Source organism: Edaphobacter flagellatus (assembly GCF_025264665.1).
Lineage (GTDB): Bacteria > Acidobacteriota > Terriglobia > Terriglobales > Acidobacteriaceae > Edaphobacter > Edaphobacter flagellatus.
In genome coordinates this window covers 1,259,806-1,277,316 of the sequence record NZ_CP073697.1, presented here as the reverse complement: position 1 = coordinate 1,277,316, position 17,511 = coordinate 1,259,806, and the positions used below count along the sequence as shown (strand labels likewise).

Genomic DNA, 17,511 nt, shown 5'->3' with positions numbered 1-17,511 from the left:
GGGGAGGGGGAGCATGTTGCCGGGTGCCCCGCACATCGGACGCAGACCGCATCGCGTCCGATGTGGCTCGAGGATGGCTACAGCAGGTTTGTCTTGGGCCGCGTCGGCAACGTGAAGTGGAACGTCGTCCCTTTACCCGGAGTGCTCGTCGCCCAGATGCGTCCGCCGTGCTGATTGATGATGCTCCGGCAGATAGCCAGCCCAAGCCCTGTTCCGCCCAGCGTGCGCGTGTCCGATGCATCGCCCTGGTGGAACCGCTCGAAGATGTGTTCGAGCTTGTCCGCGGCGATGCCTTGGCCGTTGTCGCTCACCTCGAACAGCGCCTCCTGATCGTCCAGGTTGCGCGCCGACAAATGGACCTCGCCGCCCGGAGGCGAAAACTTGATCGCATTCGACAGCAGGTTATCCAGCGCCTGCAGGATGCGATCCGGATCGGCCCACACGCTCACGCCGTTGGCCGCGTAGAAGATCCGTGTATTCGGCTTCGGCGTACGCGCCTGCTGCGTGCTGACTGCCTTGCGCAGCAGATCTTCCGCGCTCACCATCGTCGAGTGCAGCTCGCTCTTACCGCTCGAGATGCGCTCCAGATCCAGAATGTCGTTCACCAGCCTGACCAGCCGGTCCGTGTTGTTGATCGCAATCTCCAGCATCTGACGCGACTTCTCCGGACGTGCTTCCAGGGCCCCACCTGAAAGTAGTCCAAGGGCCCCACGCAACGAGGTCAATGGCGTTCTCAGCTCATGCGAGACCGTCGAGATGAACTCGTCCTTCATCTTGTCGAGCGCTCTGCGCTCTGTTGTATCGGTAAATGCCACAACCACCCCTATGGCGCGAGCCCCCTCACCGGGCTCACCCGTGTTCGTATCAATCAGCGGACGTGCAATGTACTCCACCGGAAAGCTTGTACCGTCCTTGCGCCAGAACACCTCGTCGGTGACGCGCGCTGTATGGAAGTTCGAAAGACTCTTGCGAATCGGCGACTCTTCGGCGGGATACGGAGTTCCATCCGCCTTCGTGTGATGGATCAGGCCGTGTAGCACGCGGCCCAGCAACTCCTCTTCGCGATAGCCCAGCATCTGCGCTGCCGCTGCGTTTACCACCGTCGCCTGCCCTTCCAGGTCGATGCAGTAGATGCCGTCGCCGACCGACTCCAGGATCGAGTCCGACTGCCGCGTCAGCGTGCGCAACCTGCCTTCAGCGCGCACCTGCTCCGTGATATCGACGCCGAAGCCCAGCACATATGGCGCGCGGCCCGGCGATTCGATCAGCTTGTTGCGGTACGCAACCACGCGCGTCTCGCCGTCCGTATGCTCGAGATAGAGCATGCCCTGCGCTTCGCCTGTATCGGCGATGGTCTTCAGATAATCTTCGATGCCGCTGCGACGGTCCGCTGTTACAAACCGCGAAAGCGGGGCGCCGATCATCTGTTCGACGGTCCTTCCAATCGTCGCAGCGCCATGCACGTTGATCGACTGTAGACGACCCTTCATGTCGTGCGTGTAGACCATGCCGAGCGAGCCTTCGACCAGCTGCCTGTAACGCGCTTCACTCTCGCGAAGTGTTGCTTCCGCGACGCGCTGTGTCGTAACGTCGATTCCGGTAGCGATGATGAAAGCCACCTGATCCTGCGCATCTTTCAGCGCCGTGGCCGACCACGCAATGCGCCGCATGCTGCCATCGCGGTTCAGCCACTGGTTCTCAAACGCAGCAGGGAACGGGCCGTTGCGCAGCCGCTCAAAGGTCTCGATCGCTTCAGGAATCTCATGCCGCGGAATCAGGCGGTCCCACGTGTAGCGGCCTACCAGCGTGGCGAAGTCGTAGCCGGAAGCCACTTCACACGCACGGTTGAAACGGACGATGCGTCCAGCCGTATCGAAGACAGCAACCAGCGCGCCGACCGTGTCGAGCACGGCGGAGACGAAGTTGCGCTCCACTGTCAGCGCCGATTCAATCCTCTGCTGTGACCGCGCCGCGCGGTCCATCTGCCGCATGCGACCGTTCAGCTCGAGCCGTGCAATCACCTGGCGGCTCAGAATGCCAAGCGCATCCATCTGCGCCTCGGTCAACCTGCGAGGCATGTGATCGAGTACAGCAAGGGTCCCAATGTTAATACCTGCCGGAGTCGTCAACGGCGCTCCAGCATAAAAGCGATACGTGCGCCGCTCGAGCAGGATGCCGTCGGGGCCATAGTTGGGATTCGCTCGCGCATCCGGAATCTCATACACGGAGTCCCCCTGAATGGTCGTCTCGCAGGGAAGACTGCCCAACGCAACCTCTCCGGCTTCGACGCCGAAACGCGCCTTCAGGAAGAGCCGGTCGGGCGTCACCAGACACACAACTGCGACCGGAACACTACACAGCTGCGCAGCAAGACGCACGATCTCGTCAAGCACAGGATCGATCGCCGGATTGACCACCTCATACTGCTCGAGGGCCTGGTTCCGGAGCGCTTCGTCTTTGACTAAAAGTGCGTTCATCTTCCCTCAAAATGGTAGGAGAGTTGAAGGTGGGCTCGCACTGCTACTTTAGGTGTAGCCGCATCCACTAAGGTTTTGGAACGACACAGCATTCGCCTGCTGCAGCAGGCTCGTTCGCGCTTGCGTCAAGGGCCACTTTCCAGTTTCCATCGGGCATCTTTTTCCACACCGTCATGTATCTGCCTGAGATCACAATCGGCTGTCCGCTCTTGTCTTTTGAGCGGCCTTCGTAATGCCCCCACGTGAAACCCATATCGTTGGATGGCCCCATCTGCGCGCCTTCAGGAACCCAGGTCAACTGGTACTCTTTGGGGTCCCACTGTGCCTTGGCTGCAATGGCTGCTCTTCCCAAAACGGGAAGTTGACCGTTATTCAAAGTGACACCATCGTCGGCAAACCAGTCAGAGAAGGCTTTGCCTCCACCTGCGGCGACGGCCTGTGCGAACCGCCCTTCAAGCTCCATCAGCAGAATCACACCAGGTGACAAGGTGGGCTGCGCCAACGGGCTGATGATGGATGGCTTCTGCCCCAGAGGGCTGAGCGTAGGAGCAGCAGAGCTGGATGGCATCTGGCAGACGACTGTGCCTGCGAGATTCATCACGAAAGCTAAGGCGCAGATAGATCGGATCTTCTTGACGTTCTCGGTTCCAGGCATGACAGACCTCGGCGAATGCTTCCGAACAACAGGGGGAGTCTGGTCGGATCGTTGTTTTACTTCCCGGGAGACAGACGTGCCCTCTGATCGTTTAGACGGAGTCTGGTCCCCGGTGCGGAAGGTAACCCTTCTCTAGCAGGTAAAGCTCTTTATACAGTAAACCGGGGTAGAGGATCACTTTGCCCGTGGGCTTTACCCCAAGCTTTCCTGTTTCTGTAGCTGATATGCTTGCGCGAAGTGACGAACCAACATACAGAACGCACCCTGATCGGTGCAGCAATAGCATTGTTCGCAAGCGGCATTATCCTGGCCGTGCACAGCCGCGCTCCCCACGCTGCGGTTGTGCTGCGCTGGACCGCTGTGGCGCTCCTTGCTTTCTTCGCCGCACGTCGCCGCACGCTGACCCCCTGGATCTTTGTCGCCATGATTGCCGGAGCGGAGCTCGGCTTCGACGCGCCTCACTTCGCTGTCTCGCTGCGTTTCCTCAGCGATATTTTCCTTCGTCTTATCAAGACGATTGTGGCGCCGCTGATTCTGGCCACGCTGATCACAGGCATTGCCGGGCACGGCGATCTCAAAAGCGTCGGGCGGATGGGCATCAAGAGCCTCATCTACTTCGAGGTCCTGACGACGCTGGCACTAGTCGTCGGTCTGGTCGCGATCAACATCAGCAAGGCGGGAGTCGGCCTCACCATGCCTGCCCATGTTTCGGCAGCGGATGTTCCGCAGGTTCCACCACCGGCGCACTGGCAGGACTTCCTCGTTCACGTCTTCCCGGAGAATCTCGCGAAGTCGGTTGCCGACGGCCAGATTCTGCAGGTGGCCGTCTTCGCTGTGATCTTTGGCATTGCTCTTGCCGGACTCAGCGAAAAAAAGCGAGCCCCTGTGCTTCACCTCTGCGAGAGCCTGAGCGAGGTGATGTTCAACTTCACCAACGTGGTGATGTATGTGGCTCCGATCGGGGTCGGCGCGGCGATGTCCTATACCGTCGGACACATGGGGCTTGGCGTACTGGTGAATCTCGGCAAGCTGCTGCTGACGATATACGGTGCGCTGGTGGCGTTCGGGCTGCTGGTGATGCTTCCGGTGGCGATGCTCTTCCGCGTTCCTGTGCGCAGGTTTCTGGCGGCAGTCGCGGAACCGGCGACGATTGCGTTTGCTACAGCGACCAGCGAGGCAGCGCTGCCTCGGGCGATGGAGGCGATGGAGGCGCTTGGGGTTCCACGGCGCATCGTTGCGTTCGTCATACCGGCAGGCTATAGCTTCAACCTCGATGGCTCGACGCTGCATCTTGCTGCTGCCAGCATGTTCGCCGCGCAGGCAGCCGGCCGGCACATGTCCATTGGCGAGCAGTTGATGATGATGGCGACCCTGATGCTGACCAGCAAAGGAGTGGCAGGCGTTCCACGCGCCACGCTTGTCATTCTGCTGGCGACTGCCGCGACCTTCGGGTTGCCCTCGGAGCCGATTTTCGTGCTGCTTGGTGTCGATGCGCTCGCCGACATGGCACGCACCACGGTCAATGTGGTGGGGAACTGCCTGGCTAGCGTTGTTGTCGCTAAGTGGGAGGGCGAGTTTGGTGCTGAACCCGTGAGCGAAACGGTGATCGAAGGCATGGCAGAGTAAGTGTTTACCGCACCTTGGAGAAAGGTTTGCTAAACTGCGAAACAAGAGTCTGAGACGTATCAGGAGATCTCTGTGCAGCGTAGAAATTTTCTCAAGGCCGCGCTTGCGACCTCAGCCGCTTCTTTTGCCGCAACTGCTGAAGCGCAGTCGTCGGCGACCAATGCGCGCGAATACTACCAGCTCCGCAAATATCTCCTGCGCAGCGGCCCCCAGCCTAAGCTGGCAGATCAATTTTTCTCCACCGCGCTGATTCCTGCGCTCAACCGGCTAGGTCTCTCGCCCATCGGAGTTTTTCGCGTCGAATTCGGCCCGCAGACACCGACGTACTATGTGCTGATCCCTGGCACCAATCTGGAGACAGTGACGAACGTCGACCTGCTGCTTGCAGCCGACAACGATTTCCTGAAGCAGGCCGAGCCGTTCTGGAGCGCCCCGGCAAAGGAGCCTCCATTTGAAAGGATCGAGAGCACACTGCTGAAAGCCTTCGAAGGCTGGCCGAAGCTTGTTGCTCCTGCCATTAAAGATCCCAAGGCGAAGCGCATCTTTCAGCTGCGTACTTACGAGAGTCCGTCACCTGCAGATCATGTTCGCAAGGTGGAGATGTTCCATCATGGCGAGTTCAAATTCTTTGAGAAGGCCGGCTGCGGACAGGTCTTCTATGGCGATGCGCTGGTGGGGCCGAACCTGCCCAAACTGACGTACATGCTTTCCTTTCCCGACATGGAAGCGTTGAGCGCAGGATGGCAGCGCTTTGGTTCCGATCCCGATTGGAAAAAGCTGTCCTCCGATCCGCGATATAGCTTCGAATCTATTGTCAGCAATGTCGACAGTCTGATTCTGAATCCTTTGCCTTACTCGCAAATCTAACGTTCTACTCAGGTTTCCGGTCCACTGCTCACGACTACGTCCGTTCGCAGTCAGACAGTGTGATCGCCTGCGCGCCTGATTGTCTGCTGCACCGGTTGATATACTTTGAGATGGCGTGACTAAGGCCGAGAGAGCCTTTTGACGCTGGCGCGGAGATCATTCTGAGGTGAAGACTCTGCGAGGCAGGTTTATGAATGAACGGGATCTTAAGCAGAATTAAATCACCAGATGATGTGAAGCGACTCTCTACCGTGGAGTTGGAGAGGCTCGCCGAAGAGATTCGCGAACGCCTGATTACGGGAGTCGCTAAGACAGGCGGCCATATCGGTCCGAATCTCGGCGTCGTGGAGCTGACTATTGCGCTCCATTACGTCTTCGATACGCCTACTGACAGTTTTGTCTTCGACGTCAGCCATCAGGCCTACGTCCACAAGCTGCTAACCGGACGCGAGAATCGCTTTCATACCATTCGGCAGCCCGATGGCCTGAATGGCTTTATGCTTCGCACCGAGAGTGAGCACGACAGCTACGGCGCAGGACATGCAGGCACGGCACTGTCGGCAGCCCTGGGTATGGCTGTGGCCCGCGATCTTGCAGGCGGCAACGAAAACATTATTGCGCTGGCAGGCGACGCTGCATTTACCAACGGAATCTCCTTCGAGGCGCTGAACAATATCGCCGTGCAGACGCGCCGGATGATCGTTGTGCTGAACGATAACGACTGGTCGATCGACAAGAATGTCGGTGCCATCGCCGAATATTTTCATAAGCTCACTGCCAACCCAACCTTCAGCCATCTGCACGATAAGGCTGCTGGCCTGATCGAAAGGTTCGGAGGCAAAGCTGTCCGTCACGTTGCACGCAAAGCTGAAGAGGCCGCAAAAGGCTTGATCGGCCCCGGCATGCTCTTCGAGGAGTTTGGCCTCAGCTATTACGGCCCCATCGACGGTCACAATCTGCCTCTGCTGATCGAGACCTTCCGCTTCCTCAAGCAGCAGAATAAGCCCGTCGTGCTGCACGCCATCACGCAGAAGGGTAAAGGCTTCCAGCCTGCGATGGAGAAACAGAAGAAGTTCCACGGGTTAGGGCCGTACGATCCCGAGTCTGGTGAGACGAAATCTGCAGGTCAAAAGACGTACTCCGAGATCTTCGCCGAAAGCCTCTCGAAGCTCGCCGATAAAAACGACAAAGTCGTCGCTATTACGGCGGCCATGCCCAATGGCACGGCGCTCGATCTCTTCCGGCCACATCATCCGAAGCGTTACTTCGACGTCGGCATTGCCGAGGAGCACGCGGTCATCTTTGCGGCAGGCATGGCGACCAAGGGATACAAGCCTTTCTGCGCCATCTATTCGACCTTCCTGCAGCGCGCTTTCGATCCGATCGTGCACGACGTCGCGCTTCAGAATTTACCCGTCGTTTTCTGCATGGACCGCGGCGGTCTCAGCGGCGATGATGGCCCGACACATCACGGCTTGTTCGATATCAGCTACCTGCGCTGCATTCCGAACATCATCCACATGGTTCCCAAGGACGAGGATGAATTGCAGGACATGATGTATACCGCCATGCTGCATGAAGGTCCGTCCGCGATTCGCTATCCACGCGGCACCGGCCCCGGCGTTACACCGAAAGCACAGCCCGTCGCTCTTGAAATCGGCAAAGCCGAGATCGTCAGCGATCCCGGCCGCACGGACGTCGCCATCTTCGGCCTCGGCGCGATGCTTCCCGAAGCAATGCGCCTGAAGGAGATGCTCGAGCACGAAGGCTTTGCCGCCGCGGTTATTAATCCGCGCTTCGCTAAGCCCATCGACAAGGACTGCGTCAGCAACTTCGCCTCACGGGCCGGCCTCATCATCACACTTGAAGATCACGTTCTTGCCGGAGGTTTTGGCTCGGCCGTGATGGAGGCACTGAGTGATCTCGAGCAGACCACGCCCGTCGTGCGCATCGGTTGGCCTGACACCTTTATCGAACACGGCAAACCCGATGCGCTACGTATTCGCTATGGCCTGACTGCCGAGGCGGCGCTTGAGAAGGCACGGCCTTATCTCAGCCGCATGATGGAACAGGTCCTCGCGAGGCATTCCTGAATCTTTGTGACGAATTAGTGCTGTGGAGAAATGAAAATAGAAATCATTTTTCGTTTCATCATCGGCAGAGGGATGGCATGGCATCGTTAAAGTATGGCGCGTGAAGGGTGATATGGGTGACGCGGTTGGGTCGTTGACAATTGCTCTGCGAGTCCGTCAACTGAGAGTGCATGCAGAGCGAATTCACAACAGAGCACGGATGGATTGAGATGCCGATCGCGCAGGAAAGTGCAGCGGGGGCGGTGCATCATCACGACCGTGGCCTAATGCTGATCGGTCTCTTCAAGCTGGGCAAAGCATTGCTCTTCTTCGCCCTGGGCGTTGGTGCGATCCATCTGCTTCATAAGGATCTTGCCGACGAGGTGTTGAAGCTCGCTGCCGCGCTGAAGTTCGACCAGGAGAGCAAGTTCATCAACCTGCTGCTGGAGAAGGTCGATCTGATCGATGCACACCGGCTGAAGCAGATTGGCTTCGCAACGTTCGCTTATTCGGCTCTCGCGCTCACCGAAGGCATTGGGTTGATGCTGGAAAAGGTCTGGGCTGAATACCTGACCCTGATCCTCACCGTGTCGTTCCTGCCATGGGAGCTCTTTGAATTAGCGCGCCATCCTAACTGGTTCCGCCTGAGCCTGCTGGTGATCAACCTCGCCGTGCTCTGGTATCTGCTCTGGCTGCTCCGCAAGAAGCGGGTAGAAAAACAGTCAGCAGCAGCCCCTATTGGATAGGTGCTCTACCAACTCACAAACGTGTCATTTCTGGCGCAGCGAAGTCACTGAACTCGCATTCCGTATCTTGGCTACAAAATGCGGCCCAGCAAAGCATCTCGTTTTCGCCTTTATTTCGCCTACCAGATTGCAACCACCCGCACAAGTGTCTCCCATGGCATGAACCAACTTTTACAACACAACCTATAGTGGTTACCTTCTTGATTTCCCCTACTCGCTGAGTTATCCACAACCCATTGTGGGAATAACGCCTAAGTAGCACAAATTACCGCTTTACAGCGAGCTTTGGCTGGGTAAGGATGTGGATGGAAGTGGTCAAAAGTGGAGTGAAAAGGACCATCCCAAGCAAGATTAGGGAAAGTTTACTCCTCAGATGACACCTCCAGGCGGTTTGGCTGGGAAGGGTATCGAGGTTGTCATGTTTCGGGGAAATCACCCAACACGCGTTGATGAGAAAGGGAGATTGAAGCTCCCTGCCGACTTCAAGCGCCGGGTCGATGAGCTCTACGGGCCTCAGTTCTACATCACCAGCAAGGACGGGAAGCGGGCGGAGATTTACCCGATGAAGGAGTGGGAAAAGATCGAGGAGAAACTGGCCGCGATCCCCTCCATGAACCCGGCCAAAAAGAAGTTTCTGGACGTGACGAACTACTACGGCCAGATGGCAGAGATGGATGCGCAGGGGCGGTTGTTATTGCCGCAGATCCTGCGGGAGTCGGCAAATGTGGTGGGAGACGTCGTGGTTTTGGGTTCGCAGACGTTTCTTGAGGTCGTCAATCACGATTCGTTCAAGGCCGAGCTGCAGGCTCAGCCGATGACCGAGGCCGATCAGGCAGTACTGGCAGATTTTGGTTTGTAAGTAGCAGGCCCCCAGGGGCAGCACAGAAGGCGGGAAAGATATGAGCAAACCGCAGCATGTGCCGGTTCTTTTCGATGAAGTTTTGGAGTACCTGAATGTGCGGCAAGGCAGTGTTATAGCCGATGCCACGCTCGGGCTTGCGGGCCACTCCTCGGAGATTGCGAGGAGGCTCGGGTCGAAGGGCACGTTGATCGGATTCGATCGCGATCCGGAGGCGATGGCATTAGCCACGGCAAGGCTCGAGGAGCTTCACAAGGAGCTTGGATCGGAGATGCCCGAGGTTCGGTTGATTCCGAAGGCGTTTTCGGAGGCAGCGAACGAGATTGCGTCAGCGAGTCTGGATGGTCTACTGGCCGACTTCGGCGTCAGCAGTCTGCAGTTGGACGCGCCGCACAGAGGATTCAGTTTTCGAGCCGACGCTCCTTTGGATATGCGCATGGATACGCGCACAGAGGAGACGGCCGAGCAGGTGGTAAATCAGGCGGACGAGGAAGATCTCGCCAACCTGATTTACGAATTCGGAGAGGAAAGGAGGTCGCGGAGAATCGCCAGAGCCATTGTGAGGGCCCGGCCGATTACGACGACGGCGGAATTAGCCAGAGTGGTATCGGCCGCGGCCCCATCAATGAAAGGTGACAAGATTCATCCGGCGACACGGACCTTTCAAGCGCTTCGAATTCGAGTGAATGACGAGCTGGGAGAGATCAGGACGCTGCTTGAGAGCGCGCCATCTCTGCTAAAGCCGGGAGGGAGGCTGGTGTTGATCAGCTTCCACTCCTTGGAAGACCGGCTCGTGAAAGATGCATTCCGTGAGGCAGGGCGCAACGGAGTGTATGAGGTGTTGACGAAGAAGCCGGTCGTAGCCGGTGAAGACGAAGAGAGACGGAACCCGCGAGCAAGAAGCGCAAAGCTGCGGGCAGCAATAAGAGTTTGAGTAACAGTTTTAGTTACTGACTCCTGAAAGTTTGGAAGCGGTAACAGACAAGTGATCGGGCCGGGATTGTCCCACCGTGCTTTCAGGCGAAAGACAATTCAGCAGTACAAAGTCCCTTCCTTCTATAGCGATTCCGGCCCGGTTTCGTTTTGAGGAGCGGTAACAGAAGACGGTAAGAGGTGTGTGATGGCGACAACAGCGTTAGCAGGACAACAGATTGGCATGATGGGAAAGGCGGCCGTGAAGCCGCAGCGCCGTACCCAGTCGTTGGCTGAGCGCAATCATGAGCTGTTCGAAGCGCAGCGCAAGGCGCGCCGCGGCCCCACGCCCGAGGTCTTCTTCGCTAAGCACATCGACAACACACGGCTGGTGAAGGCCGATGATCCGGAGCGCCGCCGCGAGATGCGGCAGTTTGCTGTGGCGATGAGCATGCTCTTCGTACTCGTAATGGTCTATGTCTGGCAGCACTTCCTCGCTATCGAGATTGGCTATAAGGTTGAGGCGCAGAAGCAGCAGGTGGAGCAGCTGCGCGAAGAGAACCGCCAGCTTCGGTTGACGGAAGCTCAGCTCACCGATCCGGAGCGCATCGACAAGATCGCCAAGCAGCTTGGACTCGACGCACCGCAACCCGGACAGGTTGTGCGCCCCGATGGAAGCCTGCTTCCCGCCGGTGCTGTCGTTGCTCAATCGAATGCTCTTGCTCTGGTTGCTCAGTAGGATTGAACTTACAAACGTAAAATTTGAAGCAGGACAGAGATGAATAACGCGCCACGACAGACGTTGACCGCTCCGATCAGGAGAATCCGGTTCGTCTACGTGGCGCTCTTCTTTTGCTTCTGGACCTCTGCAATCGGTCTTCGTCTGGTGTGGCTGCAGGTCGTTCGCCATAGCGACTTTGTCGAGCGCGCAGCGAAGCAGCAGCAGAGGACCTTCGAAGTCGCCCCTCGCCGTGGTGTGCTCTATGATCGCAACCTGAAAGAACTGGCGATGACGGTGCTGGTCGACAGTATCTACGCCGTACCCAGTGAGCTTGGCGAAAACCGCGAAAACACTGCGCAGATTCTGGCTAAGATCGTTCACGCCGATCCGCACGATAACTTTACTTCTGAGCCGCAGATGTTCGCGCGCTTCAATGCATCGCGCAACTTTGCATGGGTAGCCCGCCGTGTCGATGCCGAGACGGCGACACGCGTTCGTGAGCTGAATCTGAAAGGCGTCTACTTCCAGAAGGAGTTCAAACGCTTCTACCCGAATAATGATCTTGCTGCTCAAGTGCTCGGCTACGTCGGCACCGACGACACCGGTCTAGGGGGCCTCGAGCGTCAGTTCGACGACGAGATGCACGGCACGCCGGGTCATATGCTGACGGCACTCGACGCCAAGCGCCATGTCTACGGCAGCGAAGAGAGTCAGCCGATGCCGGGCGAGAACCTGGTGCTCACCATCGATGCCAATATCCAGTACATGGCTGAGCGTGCGCTCGATGCACAGGTTGAGAAGATGAAGGCGCAGCACGGCACCGTGGTCGTGCAGGATCCGCACACAGGCCACATTCTTGCGCTCGCTGTCTCGCCGCGATTCAATCCAAATGATCAGCGGCACATGGATGCCAGCGTCCTCAAGAACCTTGCTGTGAGCGATGTTTATGAGCCGGGCTCGACCTTCAAGCTGGCCACCTATGCAGCGGCAATCGATGGAGCAGGAGTGCAGCCGACCGATATTGTTGATTGCGAAGGCGGTGCCCTGACAATGTACGGACGCACGCTGCACGACGACAAATCAGATGGTCATCTTGGCCGCGTGACCGTGCAGTATGCGCTGGAGCGATCGAGCGACGTGGGTGCGGCGAAGATGGCGCTGAAGCTCGGTAACCAGAAGTTCTACGACTACATCCGTGGCTTCGGGTTCGGCGACCGCTCCGGCATTGAGTTGCCCAGTGAGACACGAGGCCTGCTGCGCAAACCGAAGAAATGGGATGCGACCAGTATCCTTTCTTTGGCCATCGGGCAGGAGATAGGTGTAACGCCTGTGCAGCTGGTAACGATGGTCAGCACCATCGCAAACGGTGGAGTCTATATGCCTCCGCACATTCTTCTTCAATCGACGGATCAGATGAAGGGCGATCCACGACTACAGCCTGTAGCCTTCCGCCCCGCGAATCAGTTGCCCGCGCAGCTTCCTGATGGAGCACATCGCGTCATCAAGGAGCTTACCTCCGCCAAGATGCGCAGCATGATGCAGGGCATTGTCGTTGAGGGAACCGGAAAGCGTGCCGCGCTCAATGGATACAGTGCCGGTGGTAAGACCGGTACCGCGCAGAAGGTCGACCCTGTCACCCACACGTATTCGCATACGAAACTGGTCGCCAGCTTTGCAGGCTTCGCACCGGTCAGCAACCCTGCAATCTCGGTGGCTGTTGTGATCGATACGCCCACGGTGGGCACTCGTTATGGTTCAGAAACCAGCGCGCCCGTCTTCGCGGAAGTCGCGCAGCAAGTGTTGGAGTACCTCGGCGTTCCACACGATCAGCCATTGAAGACCAAGAGCCAGCAGCAGATGATGTTGGCAAAGAATAATGTCGAGGTCGATGATTCGCTGGCAGACAATGGCGCCAACCTCGAGCAGATGTTTGCGCAGATCAACGAGCTTCCAGCAGATGATCCACTGCGCGCTCAGTCGGACGCCGCTGCTACACCCGCTGTGCCTGCACCCAAAGCGACGGCAACCAGCAACAGCAAGAGTTCGAAGCTGATGAGCCTGCTGCCTGCAAAGGTGGTTGCAGCGTTTCAGTCCGGCAGCGAGAGCACGCCCGTATTGCAAAGCGCAGCTGTAGCGTCTCCGCAGGTTGTTCCTGCGATGCAGTCGAAGCCAAACGGAGGAGTCGTTGTCGATGCTAGCCATCGCGTCCAGGTCCCGTCGTTTGAGGGACTGCCGTTGCGCGTGGTTGTCGAAAAAGCAGGCAGTCTTGGACTGCGCGTGCAGCCCGCTGGCAGCGGACTTGCGAAAGAGCAGGCGCCAGCTCCGGGCACAACCGTGCCTGCGGGAACCGAGATCGTCGTGCGCTTTGCACGATAGCTGCCAAGTCCTCGCGCAAGCTTAGAATCAATAGAAGATATGGACTGGAACGAAGTACTGCGCGACGTAACGACGGTGGAGTGTGTCGCTTCTCCCGTTATAGTCGCGAATGTTCAATACGACTCGCGCCGCGTTCAGCACGGAGATGTCTTCGTCGCTATGCGCGGCGGTTCTGTAGACGGAAACCAGTTCGTCGAGAAGGCTGTCGCTGCAGGCGCAGCAGCGATCATCACAGATTCGCGCGATGCCTTTGCAGCATTGCGAGGTAAAAATTTAGGCCTCGCTCTTGTCGAGCATGGACGTCGAGCGTTAGCGGAAGCAAGCTCCGCCATCTTCAACCATCCGCAGTCACACCTGGCCCTCAGCGGAGTCACGGGGACCAACGGCAAGACGACGACTGCATTTCTTCTTGAAGCGATGCTGCGCAGCGTGGGCCGCAAGTGCGTGCTGATCGGCACGATCGAGACACACGTTGCCGGAGAGGTGCGCGAATCTCTGCACACGACGCCTGAGTCGCGCGACATTCTGGAGCTATTTGCCGACGGCGTGAGGGCTGGCGCGACCGAGGCTGTGATGGAGATGTCCAGTCACGCGCTGGAGCAGGAGCGCGTGTGGGGGCTTCCTGTTGAGGTTGCTATCTTCACCAATCTGACGCAGGATCATCTGGACTACCACCGGACGATGGAGGCCTATTTTGCCGCGAAATCGCGCTTGTTTGAAGGCGTTGGAACTCCACCTCCGCGTGTCGCTGTCCTAAATACGGACGATCCCTATGGCGAGCGTCTTGCGAAGACGATTGAGCGGTCGCAGGTCATTCGCTACGGTGTCGATGCGAAGGCGGACTTTGCGGCTGAATCGATTCAGATGCTCGCTGGAGAAACGCGCTTTCGCATGATCACGCCCGCAGGCGTGGCGGAGATTCGCTCGCCACTCACAGGCCGAGTCAACGTCTATAACCTTCTCGCTGCCAGCGCTGGCGCATGGTCGCGAGGGTTGAAGTTGGATGAGATCGTATGCGCGGCCGAGGCGGGAGCGCAGGTCCCGGGGCGCTTCGAGGTTGTACCATCGAAGAACGGCATTACCGTCGTTGTTGACTACGCGCATACCGATGATGCATTGCGCAACCTGATCTCACTTGCACGCGATCTACAGAAGGGCAACCGTGGCCATGTTATTACGCTCTTCGGCTGCGGCGGCGATCGTGATCGCACCAAGCGTCCACGCATGGGGCGCGCTGCAGGCGAGGGAAGCGATCTCGTTGTGCTTACGAGCGATAATCCACGCAGTGAAGATCCCGCTGCGATCATCGCCGAAGCCCTGGTTGGAGTGAAAGAGACAGGGACCGAGTGCATCGTGGAAGAAGATCGCGCCAAAGCAATAGAGGTAGCGATTCACGCGGCACATCCCGGAGATATTGTGCTCATAGCAGGTAAAGGACATGAGAAGGTACAGCTGTTAAAGAGCGGGCCTGTGCCGTTTGATGATATGGCCGTTGCGGCCCGTGTTCTGAAGGAGATGGAATGAAGTTGACGCTCGGTCAGGTTGCTGACTGGATTTACGCAGAGGGCGATTTCGATACATCCGCCGAAGCGTTCGGCTACTCGATCGATTCGCGAACCATCAGTGCTGGTGACCTCTTCTTCGCCGTCAAAGGTGAACGCCTGGACGGCCACGACTACGTTGCCGCTGCGTTGGCCGATGGTGCAGTCGCAGCCGTGGTGAGCAATCAATGGATTGTGCCTTCAGAAATCGATACCTCAAAGTTGCTACGTGTATCTGAATGTGACGATTGCGTGCTGCTTGCGTTGCAGCGCCTCGCTCACACCGTCCGGAAGCATTGGGGCGGACGCGTTATCGGAGTTACGGGATCGGCCGGAAAGACGACCACCAAGGAGGCCGTCGCGCAGGTGCTTGGCGCCAAGTTTCGTGTATTGAAGTCCGCGGGCAATCTGAATAATGCCTTCGGGCTTCCTCTACAACTGCTGAAGTTGGAGAAGGAACACGAGGTCGCGGTAATCGAGATGGGCATGAACCATGCCGGTGAGATCACAGCGCTTGCGAAGATTGCTGAGCCTGATTGGGCGGTCGTCTCAAACGTTGCTCCGGTGCACATGGAGTTCTTTCCCGATGGCCTTGCCGGAATCGCGCGCGCGAAGTACGAACTGGTTGAGTCATTGTCTGCGGATGGTATTGCTGTTCTGAACGTTGATGATCCCTATGTCAAGGACTTCGGCAAAGGTATGGGTGGTCGCGCGATCTTCTATGGAACGGAGTCGAGCGCACAGGTTCGTGCAGAAAATATCGAAGAAGCAGGTGTGGATGGCATGCGGTTCGATGCGGTGATAGCGACCGACCGCGAGCCGGTGCATCTGAAACTGCTGGGCCGTCATAATGTGCTGAACGCGCTGGCAGCGATCGCTGTGGGCGTTCGCAGTGGGATGAGTCTGAAGGCCTGCGCTGCTGCCCTGTACGAGCTTGAACCAGGCGACAAGCGCGGCGAAATCTTGAAGTGGCACGGCGCAACCCTGATTAATGATTGCTACAACTCCAACCCGCGTGCGCTGGATGCGATGGTGGACGCGCTGATGGCGATGCCCGGCGAGCGCCATATTGTCATCGCGGGCGAGATGCTGGAGCTTGGACCGGAAGCCAATGCTTTACACACAGCCTGTGGGCGACGCATGGCCGAACGCGGTGTCTCTGCTGTGGTGGGAGTACGCGGTCACGCGCATGCGCTGGTCGCGGCGGCACAGGAGGCTGGCTTGAATGCGCTGTTTGTGCAGACTCCGGAGGAGGCCGGTGCGTGGTTGGAACAGAACCTCCGCGCCGGAGACGTTGTTCTTCTGAAGGCCTCGCGCGGTGTGCGGCTGGAGAAGGCCCTTGCCGCGCTGGATGCATAAGCAGGGAATGAAGTTTGGTTCGTAGTGGAAAAATGCCGCCGGGACGCATGGCCTGAGCCTGTTAAGATACAGCTATCCTGCGGCTCTGCGAGCCTGTCAGATCTTATCGAATCTTATCGAGGGCGGGCGTCTTGCTCTATTGGCTGCTGTACCAGAAGCTGTTTCCATACTTTCGCCTGTTCCGTATCTTCCGTTATCTGACGTTTCGCACGGTCTTCGCCAGCCTGACGGCTCTGCTAATCGGCCTGCTGATCGGGCCATACGTTATTGAACGGCTTCGTGAGTTCCAGATCGGCCAGTACATTCGTGAAGAAGGCCCGCAGTCGCACCAAAAGAAGAGCGGCACGCCGACGATGGGCGGCGTACTGATCTGCATCTCCATCCTCGTACCGACACTGCTGTGGTCCGATCTCTCGAACCCCTTCGTCTGGCTGGTGGTGTTGTCCACGATTGCTTTTGGCGCTATCGGTTTTGCGGACGACTACATCAAGGTCGTCCATCGCCGTAATCTCGGGCTGACCGCGCGCGCTAAGCTTGGCCTGCAACTGCTGGCGAGTGCGGGCGTGGCCATCGCATTGTTGCGGCTGGAGGCGCATGGCGCCTACTCCACGAAGCTGATGTTTCCGTTCTTCAAGCGATTCCGGCCCGACCTGGTGTGGGAGTGGATGGGACACATTCCGCATATGCACTGGCTGGCGTTTCTTCCCTTCATCGCCTTCGTCATGCTGGTCATCTCGTTTTCGAGCAACGCGGTGAACCTTACAGACGGACTCGACGGCCTGGCGATCGGCTGCACCATTATCGCCGCAGGAGCGCTGACAGTGCTGACCTACGTCAGCGGCCATGTTGTCTTCTCGGACTATCTCGAGCTGCAGCGTATGCCGCTCGTCAGCGAGCTGACGATCTTCTGCGGCGCGATGGTCGGCGCGAGTATCGGTTTCCTCTGGTATAACGCGCATCCGGCTGAAGTCTTCATGGGCGACGTTGGTTCGCTGGCACTTGGTGGGGCCATCGGCACGGTCGCTGTTGTCATCAAGCAGGAGCTGCTGCTGCCGTTTATTGGCGGCGTCTTTATTCTTGAGGCCGTGAGCGTCATGCTGCAGGTTGGCAGCTACAAGCTGCGCAACGGCAAACGCATCTTCAAGATGGCTCCGCTGCACCACCACTTCGAGCTGCTCGGCTGGTCGGAGTCCAAGGTGATTGCGCGCTTCTGGATTCTGGCGTTGATCTTCGCACTGCTGGCGTTGACGACATTGAAGCTTCGCTAACGAATATGGTCTGATGGGACTGCCTGGAACTA

13 protein-coding genes are annotated in these 17,511 nt (G+C 58.1%); 11 read left to right on the top strand and 2 right to left on the bottom strand.

Going from position 1 to position 17,511, the window contains the following annotated elements:
- Positions 1-77 precede the first annotated feature (77 nt).
- Both KFE13_RS05305 and KFE13_RS05300 read right to left on the bottom strand, forming a co-directional pair.
- Positions 78-2,477 (bottom strand): PAS domain S-box protein, encoded by a 2,400-nt coding sequence (locus tag KFE13_RS05305; RefSeq protein ID WP_260706126.1) that lies wholly within the window; start codon positions 2,475-2,477, stop codon positions 78-80.
- Between the two features lie 67 nt (positions 2,478-2,544).
- The gene (locus tag KFE13_RS05300; RefSeq protein ID WP_260706125.1) at positions 2,545-3,132 is read right to left on the bottom strand and encodes a YybH family protein; all 588 of its coding nucleotides are present in this window, start codon (positions 3,130-3,132) and stop codon (positions 2,545-2,547) included.
- A 237-nt stretch (positions 3,133-3,369) separates the two neighbouring features.
- Between KFE13_RS05300 and KFE13_RS05295 the strand changes: the two genes are divergently transcribed.
- The 11 genes from KFE13_RS05295 to mraY all read left to right on the top strand — a co-directional run bounded on the left by KFE13_RS05295 (position 3,370) and on the right by mraY (position 17,479).
- Positions 3,370-4,758 carry a dicarboxylate/amino acid:cation symporter gene (locus tag KFE13_RS05295; RefSeq protein WP_260706912.1) on the top strand — a complete coding sequence of 463 codons (1,389 nt, stop codon included), beginning with the start codon at positions 3,370-3,372 and terminating at the stop codon, positions 4,756-4,758.
- A 72-nt stretch (positions 4,759-4,830) separates the two neighbouring features.
- Complete coding sequence (locus KFE13_RS05290) at positions 4,831-5,625, top strand: NIPSNAP family protein (protein WP_260706124.1); 795 nt, start codon at positions 4,831-4,833, stop codon at positions 5,623-5,625.
- A gap of 194 nt (positions 5,626-5,819) precedes the next feature.
- Positions 5,820-7,718 carry a 1-deoxy-D-xylulose-5-phosphate synthase gene (gene dxs, locus KFE13_RS05285; protein WP_260706123.1) on the top strand — a complete coding sequence of 633 codons (1,899 nt, stop codon included), beginning with the start codon at positions 5,820-5,822 and terminating at the stop codon, positions 7,716-7,718.
- 170 nt (positions 7,719-7,888) lie between these two features.
- Positions 7,889-8,443, top strand: coding sequence for a DUF2127 domain-containing protein (locus KFE13_RS05280; RefSeq protein WP_260706122.1), 555 nt, complete (start codon positions 7,889-7,891; stop codon positions 8,441-8,443).
- Between the two features lie 418 nt (positions 8,444-8,861).
- A complete protein-coding gene (locus KFE13_RS05275) occupies positions 8,862-9,302 on the top strand; it encodes a division/cell wall cluster transcriptional repressor MraZ (protein WP_260706121.1) in 441 nt (146 codons plus the stop codon).
- A 40-nt stretch (positions 9,303-9,342) separates the two neighbouring features.
- A complete protein-coding gene (rsmH, locus tag KFE13_RS05270; protein ID WP_260706120.1) occupies positions 9,343-10,236 on the top strand; it encodes a 16S rRNA (cytosine(1402)-N(4))-methyltransferase RsmH in 894 nt (297 codons plus the stop codon).
- A 186-nt stretch (positions 10,237-10,422) separates the two neighbouring features.
- Complete coding sequence (locus tag KFE13_RS05265; RefSeq protein ID WP_260706119.1) at positions 10,423-10,953, top strand: septum formation initiator family protein; 531 nt, start codon at positions 10,423-10,425, stop codon at positions 10,951-10,953.
- A 39-nt stretch (positions 10,954-10,992) separates the two neighbouring features.
- Positions 10,993-13,311, top strand: coding sequence for a penicillin-binding protein (locus KFE13_RS05260; RefSeq protein WP_260706118.1), 2,319 nt, complete (start codon positions 10,993-10,995; stop codon positions 13,309-13,311).
- A 39-nt stretch (positions 13,312-13,350) separates the two neighbouring features.
- On the top strand, positions 13,351-14,835 hold the full coding sequence (locus KFE13_RS05255; protein ID WP_260706117.1) for a UDP-N-acetylmuramoyl-L-alanyl-D-glutamate--2,6-diaminopimelate ligase: 1,485 nt from the start codon (positions 13,351-13,353) through the stop codon (positions 14,833-14,835).
- Entirely contained in the window at positions 14,832-16,211 is a 1,380-nt protein-coding gene (locus tag KFE13_RS05250) for a UDP-N-acetylmuramoyl-tripeptide--D-alanyl-D-alanine ligase (protein WP_260706116.1), read from the top strand. The genes KFE13_RS05255 and KFE13_RS05250 overlap by 4 nt, the downstream gene beginning before the upstream one ends.
- A gap of 131 nt (positions 16,212-16,342) precedes the next feature.
- Positions 16,343-17,479: a phospho-N-acetylmuramoyl-pentapeptide-transferase gene (gene mraY, locus KFE13_RS05245; protein WP_260706115.1), complete on the top strand. Its 1,137-nt coding sequence runs from the start codon at positions 16,343-16,345 to the stop codon at positions 17,477-17,479.
- Positions 17,480-17,511: the final 32 nt, after the last annotated feature.

What these genes read in the sequence shown, in the direction of transcription:
- KFE13_RS05255 (WP_260706117.1), top strand. Translation starts at nt 13,351, where the DNA reads ATGGACTGGAACGAAGTACTGCGCGACGTAACGACGGTGGAGTGTGTC.
- KFE13_RS05250 (WP_260706116.1), top strand. Translation starts at nt 14,832, where the DNA reads ATGAAGTTGACGCTCGGTCAGGTTGCTGACTGGATTTACGCAGAGGGC.
- KFE13_RS05275 (WP_260706121.1), top strand. Translation starts at nt 8,862, where the DNA reads ATGTTTCGGGGAAATCACCCAACACGCGTTGATGAGAAAGGGAGATTG.
- KFE13_RS05300 (WP_260706125.1), bottom strand. Translation starts at nt 3,132, where the DNA reads ATGCCTGGAACCGAGAACGTCAAGAAGATCCGATCTATCTGCGCCTTA.
- KFE13_RS05265 (WP_260706119.1), top strand. Translation starts at nt 10,423, where the DNA reads ATGGCGACAACAGCGTTAGCAGGACAACAGATTGGCATGATGGGAAAG.
- KFE13_RS05260 (WP_260706118.1), top strand. Translation starts at nt 10,993, where the DNA reads ATGAATAACGCGCCACGACAGACGTTGACCGCTCCGATCAGGAGAATC.
- KFE13_RS05305 (WP_260706126.1), bottom strand. Translation starts at nt 2,477, where the DNA reads ATGAACGCACTTTTAGTCAAAGACGAAGCGCTCCGGAACCAGGCCCTC.
- rsmH (WP_260706120.1), top strand. Translation starts at nt 9,343, where the DNA reads ATGAGCAAACCGCAGCATGTGCCGGTTCTTTTCGATGAAGTTTTGGAG.
- KFE13_RS05280 (WP_260706122.1), top strand. Translation starts at nt 7,889, where the DNA reads ATGCAGAGCGAATTCACAACAGAGCACGGATGGATTGAGATGCCGATC.
- dxs (WP_260706123.1), top strand. Translation starts at nt 5,820, where the DNA reads ATGAACGGGATCTTAAGCAGAATTAAATCACCAGATGATGTGAAGCGA.